This is a genomic window from Streptomyces sp. NPDC031497 (assembly GCF_055580905.1).
Genome location: NZ_JBVIKO010000002.1, coordinates 466,763 through 486,119, shown reverse-complemented (window position 1 = coordinate 486,119; position 19,357 = coordinate 466,763). Strand labels below are relative to the sequence as shown.

The 19,357-nt window shown below is 70.8% G+C and carries 18 protein-coding genes; 8 read left to right on the top strand and 10 right to left on the bottom strand.

What is annotated here, in order from left to right:
• The first annotated feature begins 24 nt into the window (after positions 1-24).
• From ACZ5K7_RS05515 to ACZ5K7_RS05505, 3 genes are all read left to right on the top strand, one after another.
• Positions 25-1,836, top strand: a complete 1,812-nt coding sequence (locus ACZ5K7_RS05515) for a DEAD/DEAH box helicase (RefSeq protein WP_351701289.1) — start codon at positions 25-27, stop codon at positions 1,834-1,836.
• A gap of 365 nt (positions 1,837-2,201) precedes the next feature.
• Positions 2,202-2,843 (top strand): IclR family transcriptional regulator, encoded by a 642-nt coding sequence (locus tag ACZ5K7_RS05510; protein ID WP_351701286.1) that lies wholly within the window; start codon positions 2,202-2,204, stop codon positions 2,841-2,843.
• Positions 2,844-2,921: 78 nt separating this feature from the next.
• Positions 2,922-3,710 carry a S16 family serine protease gene (locus ACZ5K7_RS05505; RefSeq protein ID WP_468910697.1) on the top strand — a complete coding sequence of 263 codons (789 nt, stop codon included), beginning with the start codon at positions 2,922-2,924 and terminating at the stop codon, positions 3,708-3,710.
• A gap of 72 nt (positions 3,711-3,782) precedes the next feature.
• Here ACZ5K7_RS05505 and ACZ5K7_RS05500 read toward each other — a convergent pair whose 3' ends face one another.
• The 7 genes from ACZ5K7_RS05500 to ACZ5K7_RS05470 all read right to left on the bottom strand — a co-directional run bounded on the left by ACZ5K7_RS05500 (position 3,783) and on the right by ACZ5K7_RS05470 (position 8,855).
• Entirely contained in the window at positions 3,783-3,968 is a 186-nt protein-coding gene (locus tag ACZ5K7_RS05500; protein ID WP_351701568.1) for a hypothetical protein, read from the bottom strand.
• A gap of 16 nt (positions 3,969-3,984) precedes the next feature.
• Complete coding sequence (locus ACZ5K7_RS05495) at positions 3,985-4,569, bottom strand: ArsR/SmtB family transcription factor (protein ID WP_351701280.1); 585 nt, start codon at positions 4,567-4,569, stop codon at positions 3,985-3,987.
• 81 nt (positions 4,570-4,650) lie between these two features.
• The gene (locus tag ACZ5K7_RS05490) at positions 4,651-5,532 is read right to left on the bottom strand and encodes a glycine betaine ABC transporter substrate-binding protein (RefSeq protein WP_468910971.1); all 882 of its coding nucleotides are present in this window, start codon (positions 5,530-5,532) and stop codon (positions 4,651-4,653) included.
• An 89-nt stretch (positions 5,533-5,621) separates the two neighbouring features.
• Complete coding sequence (locus ACZ5K7_RS05485) at positions 5,622-6,476, bottom strand: ABC transporter permease (RefSeq protein WP_468910693.1); 855 nt, start codon at positions 6,474-6,476, stop codon at positions 5,622-5,624.
• The gene (locus ACZ5K7_RS05480; protein WP_351701274.1) at positions 6,473-7,705 is read right to left on the bottom strand and encodes a betaine/proline/choline family ABC transporter ATP-binding protein; all 1,233 of its coding nucleotides are present in this window, start codon (positions 7,703-7,705) and stop codon (positions 6,473-6,475) included. Before ACZ5K7_RS05480 ends, ACZ5K7_RS05485 begins: the two co-directional genes overlap by 4 nt.
• Entirely contained in the window at positions 7,698-8,345 is a 648-nt protein-coding gene (locus ACZ5K7_RS05475; RefSeq protein ID WP_351701272.1) for an ABC transporter permease, read from the bottom strand. The genes ACZ5K7_RS05480 and ACZ5K7_RS05475 overlap by 8 nt, the downstream gene beginning before the upstream one ends.
• A 27-nt stretch (positions 8,346-8,372) precedes the next feature.
• Positions 8,373-8,855 (bottom strand): Lrp/AsnC family transcriptional regulator, encoded by a 483-nt coding sequence (locus ACZ5K7_RS05470; protein ID WP_351701269.1) that lies wholly within the window; start codon positions 8,853-8,855, stop codon positions 8,373-8,375.
• Positions 8,856-8,976: 121 nt separating this feature from the next.
• Here ACZ5K7_RS05470 and hppD point away from each other — a divergent pair, with 121 nt between their 5' ends.
• Complete coding sequence (gene hppD / locus ACZ5K7_RS05465) at positions 8,977-10,125, top strand: 4-hydroxyphenylpyruvate dioxygenase (RefSeq protein WP_351701266.1); 1,149 nt, start codon at positions 8,977-8,979, stop codon at positions 10,123-10,125.
• Between the two features lie 117 nt (positions 10,126-10,242).
• Here the strand turns inward: hppD and ACZ5K7_RS05460 are convergent, their stop codons facing one another.
• Positions 10,243-11,754: a tetratricopeptide repeat protein gene (locus ACZ5K7_RS05460; RefSeq protein WP_351701263.1), complete on the bottom strand. Its 1,512-nt coding sequence runs from the start codon at positions 11,752-11,754 to the stop codon at positions 10,243-10,245.
• Between the two features lie 91 nt (positions 11,755-11,845).
• Between ACZ5K7_RS05460 and ACZ5K7_RS05455 the strand changes: the two genes are divergently transcribed.
• A complete protein-coding gene (locus tag ACZ5K7_RS05455) occupies positions 11,846-13,252 on the top strand; it encodes an FAD-binding oxidoreductase (protein WP_468910686.1) in 1,407 nt (468 codons plus the stop codon).
• A gap of 15 nt (positions 13,253-13,267) precedes the next feature.
• Here the strand turns inward: ACZ5K7_RS05455 and ACZ5K7_RS05450 are convergent, their stop codons facing one another.
• Entirely contained in the window at positions 13,268-13,681 is a 414-nt protein-coding gene (locus ACZ5K7_RS05450; protein ID WP_351701257.1) for an SsgA family sporulation/cell division regulator, read from the bottom strand.
• 239 nt (positions 13,682-13,920) lie between these two features.
• Here ACZ5K7_RS05450 and ACZ5K7_RS05445 point away from each other — a divergent pair, with 239 nt between their 5' ends.
• Positions 13,921-15,417 (top strand): RDD family protein, encoded by a 1,497-nt coding sequence (locus ACZ5K7_RS05445; protein WP_468910684.1) that lies wholly within the window; start codon positions 13,921-13,923, stop codon positions 15,415-15,417.
• A 68-nt stretch (positions 15,418-15,485) separates the two neighbouring features.
• Positions 15,486-16,187, top strand: a complete 702-nt coding sequence (locus ACZ5K7_RS05440; protein ID WP_468910681.1) for an RDD family protein — start codon at positions 15,486-15,488, stop codon at positions 16,185-16,187.
• 73 nt (positions 16,188-16,260) lie between these two features.
• On the opposite strand, the gene ACZ5K7_RS05435 is transcribed toward ACZ5K7_RS05440, so the two are convergent.
• On the bottom strand, positions 16,261-16,554 hold the full coding sequence (locus ACZ5K7_RS05435) for a hypothetical protein (RefSeq protein ID WP_351701249.1): 294 nt from the start codon (positions 16,552-16,554) through the stop codon (positions 16,261-16,263).
• 422 nt (positions 16,555-16,976) lie between these two features.
• On the opposite strand from ACZ5K7_RS05435, the gene ACZ5K7_RS05430 reads away from it, so the two are divergent.
• The gene (locus ACZ5K7_RS05430) at positions 16,977-19,325 is read left to right on the top strand and encodes an immune inhibitor A domain-containing protein (RefSeq protein WP_351701246.1); all 2,349 of its coding nucleotides are present in this window, start codon (positions 16,977-16,979) and stop codon (positions 19,323-19,325) included.
• The last annotated feature ends 32 nt before the right edge of the window (positions 19,326-19,357 follow it).

The window sequence follows — 19,357 nt, the reverse complement described above, 5'->3', positions numbered from 1 at the left end:
CCCGACCCCCTTACTACGGAGACCGTGACTACCACCGCCGCTTCCTCCGCTTCCTCCGCTTCGTCCTCCCATCACCTCTCGCCGGCCTTCCCCGGCCGGGCGCCCTGGGGTACCGCCAGCAAGCTGCGTGCCTGGCAGCAGGGGGCCATGGAGAAGTACGTCCAGGAGCAGCCGCGTGACTTTCTCGCCGTCGCCACGCCCGGCGCCGGCAAGACGACGTTCGCGCTGACCCTCGCGTCCTGGCTGCTGCACCACCACGTCGTGCAGCAGGTCACCGTCGTCGCCCCCACCGAGCATCTGAAGAAGCAGTGGGCGGAGGCCGCGGCGAGGATAGGGATCAAGCTCGACCCCGAGTACAGCGCCGGACCGCTCAGCCGGGAGTACGACGGGGTCGCCGTCACGTACGCGGGTGTCGGGGTCCGGCCGATGCTGCACCGCAACCGCGTCGAGCAGCGCAAGACGCTCGTCATCCTCGACGAGATCCATCACGCCGGTGACTCCAAGTCCTGGGGCGAGGCCTGCCTGGAGGCGTTCGAGCCGGCGACCCGGCGGCTGGCGCTGACCGGTACGCCCTTCCGGTCCGACACCAACCCCATCCCCTTCGTGACGTACGAGGAGGGGCAGGACGGGATCCGGCGGTCCGCCGCGGACTACACCTACGGCTACGGCAACGCGCTCGCCGACCATGTCGTGCGGCCGGTCATCTTCCTCTCCTACAGCGGCAACATGCGCTGGCGGACCAAGGCCGGGGACGAGATCGCCGCCCGGCTCGGCGAGCCGATGACCAAGGACGCCGTCAGCCAGGCCTGGCGTACGGCGCTCGACGCGCGCGGTGAGTGGATGCCGGCCGTGCTGCGCGCCGCCGACCAGCGGCTGACGGAAGTGCGCAAGGGGATTCCGGACGCCGGGGCCCTGGTCATCGCCTCGGACCAGGAATCCGCCCGCGCCTACGCCAAACTCATCCGCGAGATCACCGGGAACAAGGCCACCCTCGTCCTCTCCGACGACACCGGCGCGTCCAAGCGCATCGACGACTTCAGCGCGAGCGACGACCGGTGGATGGTCGCGGTGCGGATGGTGTCCGAGGGCGTCGACGTCCCCCGGCTGGCGGTGGGGGTCTACGCGACGACGATTTCGACTCCCCTCTTCTTCGCCCAGGCCGTCGGCCGTTTCGTGCGGTCCCGGCGGCGCGGCGAGACCGCGTCCGTGTTCCTGCCGACCGTTCCGGATCTCCTGACCTTCGCCAACGAGATGGAGGTCGAGCGCGACCACGCCCTCGACAAGCCGAAGAAGGACGGCGAGGAGGACCCGTACGCCGAGTCCGAGAAGGAGATGGAGGAGGCGAACAAGGAGCAGGACGAGGACACCGGCGAGCAGGAGCAGTTCGCCTTCGAGGCGCTGGAGTCCGAGGCCGTCTTCGACCGGGTGCTGTACGACGGCGCCGAGTTCGGTATGCAGGCGCACCCCGGGAGCGAGGAGGAGCAGGACTACCTCGGCATCCCGGGACTGCTGGAGCCCGACCAGGTGCAGCTGCTGTTGCAGAAGCGGCAGGCCCGGCAGATCGCGCACAGCCGCAAGAAGCCGGACGACGAGGCCGACCTGCTGGAACTGCCCGCGGAGCGGCGGCCCGTCGTCTCCCACAAGGAGATGATGGAGCTGCGGAAGCAGCTGAACACGATGGTCAGCGCGTATGTGCACCAGAGCGGCAAGCCGCACGGGGTGATCCACACCGAGCTGCGCCGGGTGTGCGGGGGGCCGCCGAGCGCGGAGGCCACGGCGGGACAGCTCCGGCAGCGGATCGCCAAGGTGCAGGAGTGGGCCACGCGTATGAGGTAGTCGGCCGGCTGCGGGTGAGCGGGGGCCGGTCGTACCCACGCGGCGGAGCCGCGCATCGACCTGGCCTCGCGTCCCTTTCGGCGCGATACCTGAAGCGCATACCGTCACATACCGAAGTAGTCCGTACCGGAGCGTGACCGGATTCTGGACGGAGGCTTCCGCTCAGCGAACCCCCTTCGCTACTGTCCGGCTACGCACACGCCCCGTGGCAGCGCCGCCGCGGAGCGCAGCCGTGAAGCGACTGAGCCCGGAGCCGCCGGGCCGTTCTGCCGATCGGCGGCCTCTGAAGCGCGTCGCTGACGGGACTCGGCGACGCATCCGCCGCGTCGGAGGCTGCCGACCTCACCACTTAAGGAGTGGGCGTCGTGACCGCGGAGACCTCTCAGACGCTCGACCGGGGCCTCAGGGTCCTCAAGCTGCTGGCCGACACGGACCACGGGCTGACCGTCACCGAGCTTTCCACCAGACTGGGCGTGAACCGGACCGTGGTGTACCGGTTGCTCGCCACGCTTGAGCAGCACGCGCTGGTACGGCGTGACCTGGGCGGGCGAGCCCGGGTCGGCCTCGGCGTACTGCGTCTGGGACGGCAGGTGCATCCGCTCGTACGGGAGGCCGCTCTGCCGGCCCTGCGGTCGCTCGCCGAGGACATCGGGGCGACGGCACATCTGACGCTGGTCGACGGGACCGAGGCGCTCGCCGTCGCGGTCGTCGAACCGACCTGGACCGACTATCACGTGGCGTACCGGGCCGGGTTCCGGCACCCGCTGGAGCGGGGGGCCGCCGGGAAGGCGATCCTGTCCGCGCGGCACTCGCCGAAGGACGACCCCGGCTACACGCTGACCCACGGCGAGCTGGAGGCCGGCGCGAGCGGTGCGGCCGCCCCGCTGCTCGGGGTCACCGGGGTCGAGGGGAGCGTCGGGGTCGTGATGCTGGCCGACGCCGTGCCCGAGCGGGTGGGGGCGCGGGTCATGGACGCGGCGCGGGAGGTCGCGGAGGCGTTGCGCTGAGGGGCCGGCGCGGGGTCGGCGAGGGGCCGGGGGCGATGGCCTGAAGTGGTTGCCACGTTGCCGCGTTAGATTGACTCCGTGCTCTCACGTCTCACGCGTCTCCAGGCCGTCGCCGTCTGTGCGGTTCCCGTCGTGGCCCTGATCGGTACGGCCGTCTTCGCGCCGTTGCCGTTCTCGGTGGCCCAGCCCGGGATGACGGCGAACGTGCTCGGCGACAACCAGGGCACCCCGGTGATCACCGTCTCCGGGGCGCCCACCCGGACGACCAGCGGTCAGCTGCGGATGACGACGATCGAGGCGACCGGGCCGGACACCCGGGTGTCGCTGGGCGACGTCATCGACAACTGGTTCCGTACGGACCGGGCGGTGATGCCGCGCGACTCGGTGTATCCGAGCGGCGACAACGTCAAGGAGATCGAGCAGCACAACACCGAGCAGATGGAGCAGTCGCAGGACGCGGCGACGCAGGCCGCGCTGAAGTACCTGGATCTCGGCGCCGACAAGGTCAAGGTGACCTTGAAGCTGGCGGATGTCGGCGGGCCGAGCGCGGGGTTGCTGTTCTCGCTCGGGATCGTCGACAAGCTGGACGGGAACGGCAGCGGGGGAGACCTCACCGGGGGGAAGAACATCGCCGGTACGGGAACCATCAGCGCCGACGGCACGGTGGGTGCCGTGGGCGGGGTCGCGCTGAAGACGCAGGCCGCGCGGCGGGACGGGGCGACGGTCTTCCTGGTGCCGAAGGACGAGTGCGCCGACGCGAAGGCGGAGTTGCCGAAGGGGTTGCGGCTGGTGCCGGTGACCAGCCTCAAGGGGGCTGTGTCCGGCCTGGTCGCGTTGGAGAAGGGGACGAAGGTCCCTAGCTGTTGAGCTTTGGGCGCGGCGCGTGGGGGCTGGTCGCGCCCGCGCGGCGGAGCCGCATATTGATACAGCCCCGCGCCCCTAAAGGGACGCTGATGCCGGGGCCGGAGCTGCCAGCCGCAGGCCGACTTCCACCAGCGTCCAGCCGACGCGGGTACGCAGGGCGCGGGGGTGCTGGGCCTGTACGGCGAGACGGTGAGCGTCGGCCTCGGCGCGGAGTTCGGCGGTGCGGGTGTGGTGCAGGGCGAGGTGGGTCTCGGGGTGCAGCATCGGCGTGGGCCTCTCAGTCCGTCTCGATGGGGAACAGGTGCGTGTGGATGCGTACTTGCTCGGCGTCGGGGGTGTCCGCCTCGGGGGCGCGGTCCCGGTAGCCGTCGACCACGGCGTGCAGTTCGGAGATGAGTTCCTGGGCCTGGTCCGGGGTGAGCCGTAGCGTCGCGCTGCTCATGTCCCAGACGCGGTTCCACTCCCCGGGCCAGGCCGTGCGGTTGCCGAGCCAGGTGGACAGGTTCTGGATCTGGCTGCCGGCCACTTCGTGGAGGTACACGTCCGCCGCCCCACGCACGGTCGGATCGGTGTCCGTGAGCAGGGAGTCGTCGAAGCTCAGTCCCTTGTGGACCGCCTTCCACCAGCGCTCCCGTCCCTTGCCCCGCTCGGGGGCGTCCGCCACGAAGCCGTGCGCGGCCAGTTGGCGCAGGTGGTAGCTGGTGGCTCCGCTGGACTCGCCCAGTTTCTCGGCGAGTTGGGACGCGGTGGCCGGACCGCCGAAGCGCAGCGCGTCCAGCAGCTGCATCCGCAGCGGGTGTGCGAGCCCGCGCAGGGAGCGGGCGTCGAGATTGCGGACCTGGGAGTCCTGGGGCTCGTCCATGCGTACAAAGATAGCTATGCAAAGGCTCCTTTGCAACGCATCTTTTGCATCGACTTCTTTGTAACTCCCCCCGGCGCCCGCCTACTTCACGAACCCCTCCGCCTTCATCCAGTCCAGCGCCACCTGGTGCGGGTCCTCCCCGGCCACGTCCACCTTCGCGTTCAGCGTCTGGGCCACCGTGTTGTCCAGCTTCGCCGTCACCGGGTCCAGGACCGTCGCGATCGCCGGCCACTTCTTCAGGGCCTTGGTGTTGATCACGGGCGCCGCGTTGTAGTTGGGGAAGAACTTCCGGTCGTCCTGCATCACCACCAGGTTCATGGACCTGATGCGGCCGTCGGTCGTGAAGACCTCGCCGTAGGTGCAACTGCCCTTCTGCACCTGGGTGTAGATGATCCCGGTGTCCATCTGTGTGATGTTCTTCGCCGGCACGTTCATGCCGTACGCCTTCTCCATGCCGGGCAGACCGTCGGCGCGGTTGGCGAACTCGCCCTCCACGCAGAGGGTCACCGCCCCCGGGTCCGACTTGGCCAGCGCGGCCACCTCCGACAGGGTCTTCGTGCCGTACTTCTTGAAGTTGGCCTGGTTCATGGCCAGCGCGTAGGTGTTGTTGAGCCGGGAGGGCGGAAGCCAGGTCAGGCCGTTGCCGAGGTCGGCGTCGTGGACCGCCTGCCACTGCCGCTGCGGGTCGGGGATGGGGTGGCTGTTGCCCAGGTAGGTGATCCACGCCGTGCCCGTGTACTCGTACATCCCGTCGGCCTCCCCGGACCTGACCGCCTCGCGGGCGCCGATCGAGCCCTGGATGCCGGTGCGGTCGAGGACCTCCGCGCCCGCCGCCTCGAAGGCGATGCCCATGATCGCGCCGAGGATCAGCTGCTCCGTGAACTCCTTGGAGGTGACCGTGAGATGGGCGCCCTTGAGGGGCTCACCGGCTCCGATCGAGCCCGGTGTCACGTCGTCGACCATGGGGGAGCCGCTCGTCAGACCGCAGCCGGCGGCAGGCAGCAGGGCCAGCAGAAGCGCCGGCGGCAGCGCCAGCGGTACGCAGAGCCTTCTCACCGGCCCACCTCCAGGCCACGCGGCCGGAGCAGGATCTCCGCCAGCGAGGCCAGCCAGTCCACCAGCAGGGCCAGGGCCACCGTGAGGACCGAGCCGAGGACCAGGACCGGCATGCGCTGGTTCGTGATGCCGGTGGTGATCAGGACGCCCAGACCGCCGCCTCCGCCGAAGGTGGCCAGCGTCGCCGTACCGACGTTGAGGACCAGGGCCGTACGGACGCCCGCGAGGATCAGCGGGACGGCCAGCGGCAGTTCCACCTTCCGCAGCACGCCCAGCGGGGACATGCCGATGCCGCGCGCCGCCTCCAGGAGGGTGGGGTCGTTCGCCTTCAGGCCCGCGATGGTGTTGGCGAGGACCGGCAGGATCGCGTAGATGATGATGCCGATCAGGGCCGGCTTCTCGCCGACGCCCAGCCAGATGACCAGCAGGGCCAGCAGGCCGATCGCCGGGGTCGCCTGGCCCATGTTGGCGAAGGCCATCGCCACCGGGGTGGCCTTCCGGAAGGCCTTGCGGGTCAGCAGGATGCCCAGCGGGATCGCGATGATCAGGACGAAGAACGTCGAGATCACGGTCAGTTTCACCTGCTGCCACAGGCACTTGGACACCTGGCCGTGGGAGAGGGCGTTCGCGGAGATCGTGTCCAGGTGGGCCTGCTGGAACCACAGCCAGGTGGCCAGCAGCAGCGCCACCAGGAACGCCGGCAGGAACGTCAGCTTCCGCCAGGTGATACGGCGGGCCGGCGGGCCCTGCCGCGGCGGCGGGGCCTCCTGTTCCGCCTCGCCCTCGTCACGGAAGGCGAGGCCCTTGACCTCGTGCTCGCCTTCGGGGCGGGCGTCGGGGGACGTGCTCACGCCTTCTGCTCCCCTTCCTCGCCCTCCTGTTCGGCATGGGTCTGGGCGGCCCGGGCCTCCTCGAGTTCGTGCTGGTGCTCCATCGCTTCGAGGCGGTCGGCCTCCAGGAGTTCGTGCACCGAGTTCATCAGGGTCTCCATGTCGACCACCCCGATGAACTCGCCGCGCCGCCCGGTCACCGCGACCCGGCCCGCGTTGTCGGTGAGCACCGCCTCCAGCGCGTCGCGCAGGGTCGCGTCCCGGGTCACCGTGTCGTGGACCAGCGTGCCGGCGCGGGCCAGCGAGCCCCTGGCCCGCATCAGGTCGCCGCGCCGCAGCCACTTGTAGGGGCGGCCTCGCTTGTCGAGCAGCAGGATCTCGTTCGTACCGCTGCCGCGCAGCTTGTTGAAGATCGCCTGGAGCGGGGTGTCCAGGGTGACCGTCGGATAGTCCCCCATCTCGACATCCCGGACCCGGGTGAGGTTCAGCCGCTTCAGGGCCGCCCCGGCGCCGACGAAACCGGAGACGAAGTCGTCCGCCGGGTTGGTGAGGATCGCCTCCGGGGTGTCGAACTGGGCGATGTGCGAGCGTTCGCGGAGTACGGCGATCCGGTCGCCGAGCTTGATCGCCTCGTCGAAGTCGTGGGTGACGAAGACGATCGTCTTGTGCAGTTCGCGCTGGAGCCGGATCAGCTCGTCCTGGAGATGGTCACGGGTGATCGGGTCCACGGCGCCGAACGGCTCGTCCATCAGCAGCACCGGCGGATCGGCGGCCAGCGCCCGGGCCACGCCCACCCGCTGCTGCTGGCCGCCGGAGAGCTGGCGCGGATAGCGGCCGTGGAACTCGCCGGGGTCCAGGCCGACCAGGTCGAGCAGTTCCTCGACGCGGGCGCGGATCCGGGCCTTCGGCCAGCGGAGCATCTTCGGGACCAGAGCGATGTTCTGGGCGACCGTCATGTGCGGGAAGAGCCCGGCGGACTGGATGGCGTAGCCGACCTTGCGGCGCAGCTTCACCGCGTCGATGTCGGTGACGTCCTCGCCGCCGATCCGGATCCGGCCGCCGGTCGGCTCGATCAGCCGGTTGATCATCTTCAGGGTGGTCGACTTACCGCAGCCGGACGGCCCGACGAAGATCACCGTCTCGCCCGCCCCGATCTCCATGTTCACGTTGTCCACGGCCGGCTGCGGGCTGCCCGGGTAGCGCTTGGTCAGGTTCTCCAGCTCGATCGGGGCCCCATGGGATTCAGCCACGGATCCCCCTCGGAATGGTCAGCCGTCCGATCAGGACGTACGCGGCGTCGAACAGCAGCGCGAGGATGATGATCCCGACGGTGCCCGCGAGCACCTGGTTCAGCGCGTTCTTGCTGCCCAGGGAGGCCAGTCCGCGGAAGATCTCGTTGCCGAGGCCGGGGCCGGAGGCGTACGCGGCGATCGCGGCGATGCCCATCAGCATCTGCGTGGAGACCCGGATGCCGGTCAGGATCGGCGGCCAGGCCAGCGGCAGTTCGACCCGCAGCAGCCGCGTCAGCCGGGACATGCCGATGCCCCGGGCCGCGTCCACCAGCATCGGGTCGACCCCGCGCAGGCCCACGATCGAGTTCCGCACGATCGGCAGCAGTCCGTACAGCGTCAGGGAGATCACCGTCGGCGGGACGCCGAGGCCCACGATCGGGATCAGCAGACCGATCATGGCGAGGGAGGGGACGGTGAGGATGGTGGCGGTCGCGGTGGTGGCGAGGTTGCCCGCCCACTCGCTGCGGTAGGTGACCACACCGATCACCACGCCGATGAGCGTCGCCGCGACCATGCACTGGAAGACCGCGCTGGCGTGTTGGTAGGCGTCCGTGAGCAGGGTCTGGTGCCGGTTGCCCAGGTACTCCCAGAAGCTCACGCGCCCTCACCCCGAACTCCGAACCGGTCAGGTCGTCCCTTCGCTGTCCGCCGCGGCCTGTTCCACCAGCGGGATGATCCGCAGCGGAACGGGGTTCTCCATGACGATCGCCGTGGAGGCCCGGACAATGCCATCAAAACCGACGACCCGGTCGATCACCCGCTGGAGATCGGCGTTGGAGCGGGCCACCAGCCGGCACAGCATGTCCCCGGTGCCGGTGGTGGTGAGCAGCTCCAGCACCTCCGGCACGGTCGCCAAGTGCGCCCGCACGTCCGTGCCTTGGCCCTGCCTAATCTGCAGCGTGGCGAACGCGGTGACCGGATAGCCGAGGGCCGCCGGATCCACCTGCGGGCCGAATCCCTGGATCACTCCATTCGACTGAAGCCGGTCGAGCCGCGCCTGCACGGTCCCGCGCGCCACCCCCAGCCGGCGGGACATCTCCAGCACGCCGATCCGCGGCTCCCGGGCCAGCAGCACCAGGATCCGGCCGTCCAGATGATCGATCGCCATGCCCGCCTCCGGATGGTCATCCTGCACAGAAAGTCCGCCGAAGCGACCGTACAGCTGAACATATTGCCCAGTGAAAAAGGGAACTATTGCGCACCTTGTGTGCCGGGGTCACCCTTCGAGCATGACGCAGACCACACAGCACACTCCCGACGTGACCGCCCGGCAGGCCGATCCCTTCCCGGTCAAGGGAATGGACGCGGTCGTCTTCGCCGTCGGCAACGCCAAGCAGGCGGCGCACTACTACTCCAGCGCCTTCGGCATGCGGCTGGTCGCGTACTCCGGACCGGAGAACGGCAGCCGCGAGACCGCGAGCTACGTCCTGGAGAACGGCTCGGCGCGGTTCGTCCTGACCTCCGTCGTCCGGCCGGAGACCGAGTGGGGCACGTTCCTGTCCCGGCACGTGGCCGAGCACGGCGACGGGGTCGTCGACCTGGCCATCGAGGTCCCGGACGCGCGGGCCGCGTACGCGTACGCCGTCGAGCACGGCGCGCGGTCGCTGGCCGAGCCGTACGAGCTCAAGGACGAGCACGGGACCGTCGTCCTCGCCGCGATCGCCACGTACGGGGAGACCCGCCACACCCTCGTCGAGCGGACCGGCTACGACGGCCCGTACCTCCCGGGGTTCGTCGCCGCGTCCCCGATCGTCGAGCCGCCCGCCCGCCGCACCTTCCAGGCCGTCGACCACTGCGTCGGCAACGTCGAGCTCGGCCGCATGAACGAATGGGTCGGCTTCTACAACAAGGTCATGGGCTTCACGAACATGAAGGAGTTCGTGGGCGACGACATCGCCACCGAGTACAGCGCGCTGATGTCCAAGGTCGTCGCCGACGGCACCCTCAAGGTCAAGTTCCCGATCAACGAGCCCGCCGTCGCCAAGAAGAAGTCCCAGATCGACGAGTACCTGGAGTTCTACGGCGGGGCGGGCGTCCAGCACATCGCGCTCAACACCAACGACATCGTCGAGACCGTACGGACCATGCGCGCGGCCGGCGTCGAGTTCCTCGGCACCCCCGACTCCTACTACGACACCCTCGGCGAGTGGGTCGGCGACACCCGCGTCCCGCTGGACACCCTGCGCGAACTGAAGATCCTCGCCGACCGCGACGAGGACGGCTACCTGCTCCAGATCTTCACCAAGCCGGTCCAGGACCGCCCGACGGTCTTCTTCGAGATCATCGAACGCCACGGCTCCATGGGCTTCGGCAAGGGCAACTTCAAGGCCCTCTTCGAAGCGATCGAACGCGAACAGGAACGCCGCGGCAACCTGTAGGCAGGGGGCTCGACGGGCCGCCGCGGCGGAACGAAACCGAGGTCGGTCAGACCTCTCTCCGCCGCGACGGCGCCCGGCCACGACGGTGGTCCCCGGCGGTGCCCGGGTGCCGGTGGGTCACTGGGGCGCCTCCTCGTTCGGTGGCTGGTCGCCCAGGGTGGTCAGGGTGGCCCGGGCCACCGGGGCCTGCAGGGGGGAGAAGTACGGGTTGATGCGCAGGGCGTCCTGGAGGTGGCGGCGGGACGAGGAGTCCAGGTCCAGGTCGCGTTCGATCATGCCCCGGTGGAAGGCGTACGACGCGCTGCGGACCCCGCCGCCCTTCGTCGAGTCCGTCGCGATCGAGGCGTAGCGCAGCGCCTCCTTGTCGTCGCCGGCCCGGTGCAGCGCCCACCCGAGCGCGTCCGCGACCTCGATGCCCGGCTGCCGGTCCCACTCGGCCGACAGCCGCTCCACCGCCTCCTCGACATCCCCGTGGTCCGCCTCGTACTGCCCGATCAGCAACTCGTCGTCGACCCCGGCGTCCAGTTCCCGCCGCACCTGCGTCTGCAACAGCGCGTACTGCGTCTCCGCCTGCTGCCCCATCCCCAGCGACTCGTACAACTCGGCCAGCTCCAGGGAGACCTGCGGAGCCGGCCGGTGCCTGAGCGCCCCCTGGTACGCGGTCAGCGCCTCCTGTGTGCGGCCCAGCGCGGCCAGCGCCCGCCCCTGCCCGGCCCGCGCCGCCCACCGGTCTGGGTCCAGGCGCACGGCCGCCGTGAAGTGCCGTAGCGCGTCGTCCCGTTCGCCGCGCTCCCAGGCCAGCTGCCCGGCCTGGGTCAGATACGCGGCCTGCTCGGCCGGGGTCCCGGCGGCCGCCGCCGCGTCCGTCACCTGCGCCACCGCGTCCTCGCGCCAGCCCCGGTCCCGGTACACGGCCGAGGCGCGTGCCATCACGGCCGGCTTCACGGCCGCCCCGACCTTCAGCGCCATCAGCTTGTCGAGCGCGGACCGCGCCGCCTTGTAGTCGCCGAGCCCGTTGTAGGCGTCGATCAGCGCCGGATACGTGGACCACCGCTTCGGCGCCGCCTTCTGCGCCTCCTCGCCGAACCGCTTGGCCGTCGGGAAGTCCCGGCGCGCGTTCGCCAGCGCGGCGAGACCGGCCAGCGCGTCGGTGTTGCCCTTGCCGGCCACCTGGAGGGAGGTCTGCAGCGCCCGCTCGGCCCGCGGATAGTCGGCGCTGTCCGCGGTCCCGCGGGCCCGCTCCACGTACGCGGCCCCGAGCACCGCCCAGGCCCGCGCGTCCTTCGGGTGCGCCCGCACCTGGCTCTGCCGTGCGCCGATGAGCGAGGTGAGGTCGGGCAGCGCGGCGGGCAGGCCGTTGAGGACGGCCGTCTGCGCCGCCGCCTGCGCGGCCTTGGCCGCGGCCTGGGCCTTCGCCCGGGCCTGCGGCCCGGCCGCCGGGGGCGGCGCGGCGGCGCGCCGCGCCTGCGGCTCGTGCGGCCACAGCATCAGCGCCGTGCCGGCCGCCGCCCCGCCCGCCAGCGCGACGACCAGCAGCCGCCGCAGCACCCGGCGGCGACGGCGCGGTGGCGACGGCTCGGTGAGCAGCGAGGTGGTGGGCCCTGACGGTCGGTTATCGAGCGCGCACATGCCGGTACTGTGCGTCAATACGACGACCGTGCCCGGGCGGCCCAAGGAGGGCGCCTGTGGGGTTCACACCGATGGCCCCGGGTGCGACGCTGTGATCATGAGCCGTATCGAAGCCCCCAGGGACGAGACCACCGGCAACCTCACCGACCGGCTCCTGGCGGGCCTGCCGGCCGACGCGCTGCTGGTGGACCCCGATGTGACCACCTCCTACGCCAACGACATGGCGAGTTTCTGCCCGGCCGGCGTCCCGGCCGTCGTCGTCCTGCCGCGCACGGTCGAACAGGTCCAGCATGTCCTGCGCACCGCCACCGAGCTGCGGGTCCCGGTCGTCCCGCAGGGCGCCCGCACCGGCCTGTCCGGCGCCGCCAACGCCGTCGACGGCTGCATCGTGCTGTCCCTGACGAAGATGGACCGCATCCTGGAGATCTCGCCGGTCGACCGCATCGCCGTCGTGGAACCCGGCGTCATCAACGCCACCCTCTCCCGCGCGGTCGAGGAACACGGCCTCTCCTACCCGCCGGACCCCTCCAGCTGGGAGATGTGCACGATCGGGGGCAACATCGGCACGGCCTCGGGCGGGCTGTGCTGTGTGAAGTACGGGGTGACCGCCGAGTACGTCCTCGGCCTGGACGTCGTCCTCGCCGACGGGCGGCTGATGTCCACCGGCCGGCGCACCGCGAAGGGCGTCGCCGGGTACGACCTGACCCGGCTGTTCGTCGGTTCCGAGGGCTCGCTCGGTGTCGTCGTACGGGCCGTCCTGGCCCTGAAGCCCAAGCCGCCGCGGCAGCTGGTGCTGGCCGCCGAGTTCGGCTCCGCGACCGCCGCCTGCGACGCGGTGTGCCGGATCATGGCGGGCGGGCACGTACCGTCCCTCCTCGAACTGATGGACCGTACGACCGTGAAGGCGGTCAACGAACTCACGCACATGGGCCTGCCGGAGTCGACCGAGGCGCTGCTGCTGGCCGCCTTCGACACCCCGGACCCGGCCGCCGACCTCGCCGCGCTCGGCGCGCTCTGCGAGGAAGCGGGCGCCACCCAGGTGGTCCCGGCCGACGACGCCGCCGAGTCCGAACTCCTCCTCCAGGCCCGGCGGTCCTCGCTGGTCGCCCTGGAGGCCGTCAAGGGCACCACGATGATCGACGACGTGTGCGTGCCCCGCTCCCGGCTCGGCGACCTGATCGAAGGGGTCGAGCGCATCGCGGAGAAGCACGGGCTGACCATCGGGGTCGTCGCCCACGCGGGCGACGGCAACACGCATCCCACGGTCTGCTTCGACGCCCAGGACCCCGACGAGTGCCGCCGCGCCCGCGAGTCCTTCGACGAGATCATGGCCCTCGGACTGGAGCTCGGCGGCACCATCACCGGCGAACACGGCGTCGGCGTCCTGAAGAAGGAGTGGCTGGCCCGGGAGATCGGACCGGTGGGGGTGGAGATGCAGCGGGCCGTGAAGGACGCCTTCGACCCGCTGGGCATCCTCAACCCCGGCAAGCTCTTCTAGACGGGTCATCCGCGCTCACTGGGCGAGCAGCTGGTCGAGCGCGTCGTCGATCCCCAGCCGCCGGCCCTCGGTCCCCGGGGGCACCGCCCGCAGCGTCCGCTCCAGCCAGGCGGACACCTGGACCGTCGGCGCCTCCAGGAGGGCGTCTCCGTCGGGTGAACTCAGCGCCATCAGCACGACGCTGCGGCCCTCCACCTTCGTCGGCCACACCCGCACGTCCCCGTGCCCGCACGGCCGGAACACCCCCTCCACCAGCAGGTCGCGGGCGAAGGTCCAGTGGACCGGGGACTGCGAGTTGATGTGGAAGCCGACGTGGACGGCGTACGGGTCGTCGGAGCGGTAGCCGAGCCGGGCCGGGACCGGGATGCTCCGCTCGGGGGACAGGATGAGCCGCAACTCCAGTTCGCGCTCCACCACGGTGTGATGCATGGCGTTCGTTTCCTCTCGGTCGGTCGTACGGGCGCCTGTGGACGGGCCCGTACGAGGGAGAGGGCCTGGAGCCGCGAGCATTACGCGGGTTCCGGGAAAATTTTTCCCGGTGCGGTGAAGGGGGCGCACAGGGGTGCCCGGAAAGGGGCGGGTCCTGCGGGACTGGCGGTGGTGGGCACGCGCGTCTGATAGATGTGGAGCCTCCCACACGACCCCCGAGCAGATACGGGATGACGGACATGACCGCCCCTACCCCGGCACCCGGTGACGAACGGCCCCGCGAGGGCTACTACCCGGACCCGTCCATCCCCGGCTACGTCCGTTACTGGAACGGCGCCGCGTGGGTGCCGGGCACCAGCCGCCCGGCCCCGTCCGACGGCGAACGGCTCGCCCCGCCGCCCGGTTCCCGCCCCGCGAGCCCCGCGGTCGAGGAGACCGGCCCGCACTTCTTCGACGAGGACCCGCGGCCGGGTGGATCCGGCTGGGCGGCCGAGGGGAGTGCCTGGGGCACCGACCCCCGGGCGGCGGGTCCGCAGTCCGGGCCGGACGGCCGGTCGTCCCACACGGACGGCTCGGCGACGGTCCCGCCGGCGGACCAGGGCGACGTCGACTCCGGCGGCACGTTCATCTTCCGCAGGCCGACGCTGGGCCCCGCGGGCACCCCGCCGGCCGACCGACCGCCCATGGACGACGGCACGATGACCTTCCGCCCGATCCGCGCCGAGAACACCCCTGACACGGGTGCCGGTGCCGGTGGGCAGGGCGGCGGTGCGGCGGGTTCGGGTCCCGGCGGGTTCGGGGCGCCGGGGTCCGGTGGTCCGGGTGCGGCCGGTGCGTCCCGGCCGGGTGACTACGGCGCTCAGGGCCCCGCCGGTGCGTCCGGTGCGGCGGGTTCGGGTCCCGGCGGGTTCGGGGCTCCGGAGGCCGGTGGTCCGGGTGCGGCCGGTGCGGGTGGCTACGGCGCGCAGGGGCCGGTCGGTGCCCCCGGCGGTGGCCGCCCCGGCTTCGGCGCCGGAAAGGCCGCCGCCGACCGTGCCGCCGCAGCCCCGGCTCCCGCCGCACCCCAGGCCGTCGCCCCAGCCGTACCCCCGCAGTCCGGTGGCCCGCAGCCCGCCGCCCCGATGACCGCCGGGGTCGGCGGGGGGCAGTCCTCCTGGGCGCAGCAGGTGCATCAGCTCGCGGGTGACCAGCAGGTCGCGCCCTGGAAGCCGCCGGTGGAGGACCCCTTCCAGGCGGCCGCCCGGCGGCAGGCGTCGGCCCGCCCCGGCGGACTCGGCAAGCGGTTCGCCGCACGGCTCGTCGACAGCCTGGTCGTCGGCGCGGTGACGGCCGCGGCCGCGGTACCGTTCGGCACCCGGGCGGCCGACCACGTACAGGACAAGATCGACGCGGCCAAGCTCTCCGGCCGTACCGAGACCGTCTGGCTGCTCGACGGCACGACCGGCCTCTACCTCGGGATCGTGCTCGCCGTCCTGCTCCTCGTCGGCGTCCTCTACGAGGTGCTGCCCACCGCCAGGTGGGGTCGCACGCTCGGCAAGAGGCTGTTCGGCCTGGAGGTACGGGACATCGAGGGCCACGAACCCCCGGCCTTCGGGGCCTCGCTGCGCCGCTGGCTGGTGTACACGGTGCCCGGGCTGCTGGGCATCGGGATCGTCGGCGTCGCCTGGTGCCTGTTCGACCGGCCCTGGCACCAGTGCTGGCACGACAAGGCGGCGCACACCTTCGTCGCCGGCTGACGGGACGTCGTACTCCGTACGGCCGCTCGCCGGATGCGGATCCGGACGCTGCGCGGTCCACTCGGGCCATGAGCACCGAACCGCCCCCGGGCTCCGGACAGCCGCCGGAGGACGACCCGTTCAAGAAGCGGCCCCCGTCCGGTGAGCCGGGCGCGGGCCAGGGGCCGGGCTCGCCGTACGACACCCCGTACGGCGGCGCGCAGCCCCCGCCGCCCTCCTACGGCGGCGGCCCCTACGGAACGGGCGGCGACGGCCCCTACGGCGGAGGCGGCGGCCCCTACGGCGGAGCCGGTGGCTATCCCGCCGATCCGCTCGCCGGGATGCCGCCGCTTGCCGACAGCGGCAGACGCACCCTGGCCCGGATCATCGACATGGTCCTGGTGCTCATCGTGGTCTGGCTGCTCACCTGGGCCTTCGGGGTGCGCGAGTACCAGGTCAACGGCGACAAGATGGAGGTCGGCAGGTCCTTCGCGCAGTCGCTGGTGGCCGCCGTCCTGTTCGTCGGGTACGACACCCTGATGACCGTCAAAGCCGGGCAGACCCTCGGCAAGAAGTGGCTCGGCATGCGGGTCGCCGACCTGAGCAACGGCTCCACGCCCTCCGCCCAGACCTCGCTGGTGCGCGCCCTGGTGCTGTGGCTGCCGTTCGCGTTCTGCTGCGCCTGTGTGTGGACGATCATCTGCGGTGGCTGGAGCTACTTCGACAAGCCGTACAAACAGGGGCTGCACGACAAGGCCGCGAAGACGGTCGTGGTCAGCACGAGGAACTGACACCGGGGGGCGCACAAGCAGTCGGCGGGTCCGTCAGTCTCACGGACCCGCCGACTTCTCGTGTGTGCGTGCGTCAGGGCGCGGTGCGTTCCCGGACGGGCTCGGCCGTGGCGGCGGCCACGGTCTCCCGGTGCGCGGGGATCCGCACCTCGGGGATTGCGGTCGGGGTGGGCTCGGACGGTGCGACCGTGCGCGGCCCGGGGAGCGGGACCGTCATGGCGACCAGCAGTCCCAGACCGAGCGCGGCGAGCGCGATGACCGCGACCCCGATGCCCGAACTCGTCTGTGACAGCAGCAGCATGGCGAGCGTCGAGCAGATCACGGTGCACGAACCGTAGACGAGCTGTGCCGGGGTCGGACGAGGCATGGCAATCGTGTCCTCGGAAGATGTGGGGGTGAGACGGGGAGCCGGCCTTGCTTTCCACCGGCTTCCGGGCGTTCCACCGTTCGACTCTATTCGCGTGCATGCCCGAGCGGAACGGCCGGTAAGCGTGACCTAACCCACGGTACCGGTGCACAGGGGGCGCACGGTCGCATGGCATACGGCAACCGGAGGCATATGCGCGCCGGTTGAGCGAGGTCCGTCGGGGTCGCTCATAGCACGGTGTCCGTAAAGCGAACTTCCTCTCCGCATAGTGCAGTTGAACTGTCCAAGTCAAGGTCTGTCTTTTCTCGTAAACCAGTAGTCAAATGACGTCACTTGAATCGACGCGTTGATCGTGCGCGCACGGATCCCTCCATGCATCCGGACCCCCCTTCCGTGCGCGCGGGCGCAGGGGAGGACCTCAAGTGACCAACAGATCTTGGACGTTGAGAGCGCTCGCCATAGGGGTGACACTCGCAACGGCATCGGCGGGCTTCACCACCTTCGCGGCCGCCCAGGCCGCGACGAAGTCGGCCAGCGCCACCGTCGACCGGAAGGACCCGTCGACGAAGCAGGACGAGCACGACCTCGACGGCCCGCTGAGCAAGACCCAGGACGCCCAGCGGCAGGAGGCCCTCGACCAGGTCATATCCGGCAAGGCCCAGGTCAAGGACCGGGACGGCTCCAAGGTCGTCCAGCTCAAGGGCACGAAGGGCGACAGCAAGTACGTCGAGCTCGGCCGGGAGAAGACCGACAAGATCTTCACGATCCTGGTGGAGTTCGGCGACCAGAGCGACCCCCGCTACGGCGGCACGGTCGGCCCGCTGCACAACCAGATAGCCGAGCCGGACCGCGCCAAGGACAACTCCACGGCCTGGCAGGCGGACTACAACCAGGCCCACTTCCAGGACCTCTACTTCGGCACCGGCAAGGACACCGAGTCGCTGAAGAAGTACTACGAGAAGCAGTCCTCGGGCCGCTACTCGGTCGACGGCGAGGTCACCGACTGGGTCAAGGTCCCCTACAACGAGGCCCGTTACGGCAACAACGCCTGCGGCTCCACCACCTGCTCCAGCGTCTGGAACCTGGTCCGCGACGGCCTGACGTCCTGGGTCGCCGGCCAGAAGGCGGCCGGCGAGTCCGACGCCGCCATCAAGGCCGACCTCGCCCAGTACGACCAGTGGGACCGCTACGACTACGACGGCGACGGCAACTTCAACGAGCCCGACGGCTACGTCGACCACTTCCAGATCGTGCACGCCGGCGAGGACGAGTCCGCGGGCGGCGGCGCCCAGGGCACCGACGCCATCTGGGCGCACCGCTGGTACGCCTTCGGCACCGACGCCGGCGCCACCGGCCCGGACAACAACAAGCTCGGCGGTACCCAGGTCGGCGACACCGGCATCTGGGTCGGCGACTACACCATGCAGCCGGAGAACGGCGGCCTCGGCGTCTACGCCCACGAGTACGGCCACGACCTCGGCCTGCCGGACGAGTACGACACCAACGGCGGCGAGAACTCCACCGGTTTCTGGACCCTGATGTCCTCCGGCTCCTGGCTGGGCACCGGCAAGGAAGCCATCGGCGACCTGCCCGGCGACATGAACGCCTGGGACAAGCTCCAGCTCGGCTGGCTCAACTACGGCGTGGCCAAGGCCGGCACGAAGTCCTCGCACAAGCTGGGCGTCGCCGAGTACAACACCGCGGACAAGCAGGCCCTGGTGGTCTCGCTGCCCGACAAGGAGGTCACGACCACCGTCGTCACCCCGGCCGAGGGCTCGACCCAGTGGTGGAGCGGCAGCGGCGACAACCTCAAGAACACGCTGACCCGTGAGGTCGACCTGACCGGCAAGTCCTCGGCGGCGCTGAGCCTGGACGGCTGGTACGACATCGAGTCCGGCTACGACTACCTCTACGCCGAGGTCTCCACCGACGGCGGCGCCAACTGGACCGCCCTGGACGGCACGGTCAACGGCGAGGCACTCCCGCGCGACGGCAGCGACAAGCCGGCGCTCACCGGTTCGGTCGACGCGTACACCAAGCTGTCGTACCCGCTGGACGCCTACGCGGGCCAGAAGGTCCAGCTGCGCTTCCGCTACCAGACCGACGGCGGGGTCGCCCTCAAGGGCTTCGCGGCCGACGAGATCACGGTGACGGCCGACGGCTCGGCCCTCTTCTCCGACAACGCGGAGTCGGCGGACCCGGCTTGGACCGCGTCCGGCTTCTCCCGCATCGGCGCGTCCTTCACCAAGGACTACGCGCAGTACTACATCGCGGAGAACCGCCAGTACGTGTCGTACGACAAGACCCTCGAGGTCGGCCCGTACAACTTCGGCTTCTCGACGACCCGTCCGGACTGGGTGGAGCACTACCCGTACCAGAACGGCCTGTTGATCTGGAAGTGGGACCTCTCCGAGGCCGACGACAACACCAGCGTCCACCCGGGCACCGGTCTGATCCTCCCGGTCGACTCGCACCCGACGGCGCTGAAGTGGTCCGACGGCACGCTGATGCGCAACCGCATCCAGGCCTACGACTCGCCGTTCAGCCTCTACGCCTCGGACGGCATCACCCTCCACAAGGCGGACGTGGCGACCAAGATCAAGCAGTCGTCCGGGGTGTCGGTCTTCAACGACCACAAGAGCACCTACTACGACGCCTCGAACCCGGCCGCCGGTGTCAAGATCACTGACACCAACACGAAGATCAACATCGTGACGGAGGCCCGAGACGGCTCGACGATCTCCCTCCAGGTCGGCCCCGCGGTGAAGTAACACGCATCTTCGCAGGTCAGAGACGTATCGGC

Coding starts and splice junctions, on each gene's coding strand:
- ACZ5K7_RS05440 (WP_468910681.1), top strand. CDS start 15,486: ATGAGCACCGAACCGCCCCCGGGCTCCGGACAGCCGCCGGAGGACGAC.
- ACZ5K7_RS05460 (WP_351701263.1), bottom strand. CDS start 11,754: ATGTGCGCGCTCGATAACCGACCGTCAGGGCCCACCACCTCGCTGCTC.
- hppD (WP_351701266.1), top strand. CDS start 8,977: ATGACGCAGACCACACAGCACACTCCCGACGTGACCGCCCGGCAGGCC.
- ACZ5K7_RS05495 (WP_351701280.1), bottom strand. CDS start 4,569: ATGGACGAGCCCCAGGACTCCCAGGTCCGCAATCTCGACGCCCGCTCC.
- ACZ5K7_RS05490 (WP_468910971.1), bottom strand. CDS start 5,532: ATGGTCGACGACGTGACACCGGGCTCGATCGGAGCCGGTGAGCCCCTC.
- ACZ5K7_RS05470 (WP_351701269.1), bottom strand. CDS start 8,855: ATGGCGATCGATCATCTGGACGGCCGGATCCTGGTGCTGCTGGCCCGG.
- ACZ5K7_RS05435 (WP_351701249.1), bottom strand. CDS start 16,554: ATGCCTCGTCCGACCCCGGCACAGCTCGTCTACGGTTCGTGCACCGTG.
- ACZ5K7_RS05445 (WP_468910684.1), top strand. CDS start 13,921: ATGACCGCCCCTACCCCGGCACCCGGTGACGAACGGCCCCGCGAGGGC.
- ACZ5K7_RS05450 (WP_351701257.1), bottom strand. CDS start 13,681: ATGCATCACACCGTGGTGGAGCGCGAACTGGAGTTGCGGCTCATCCTG.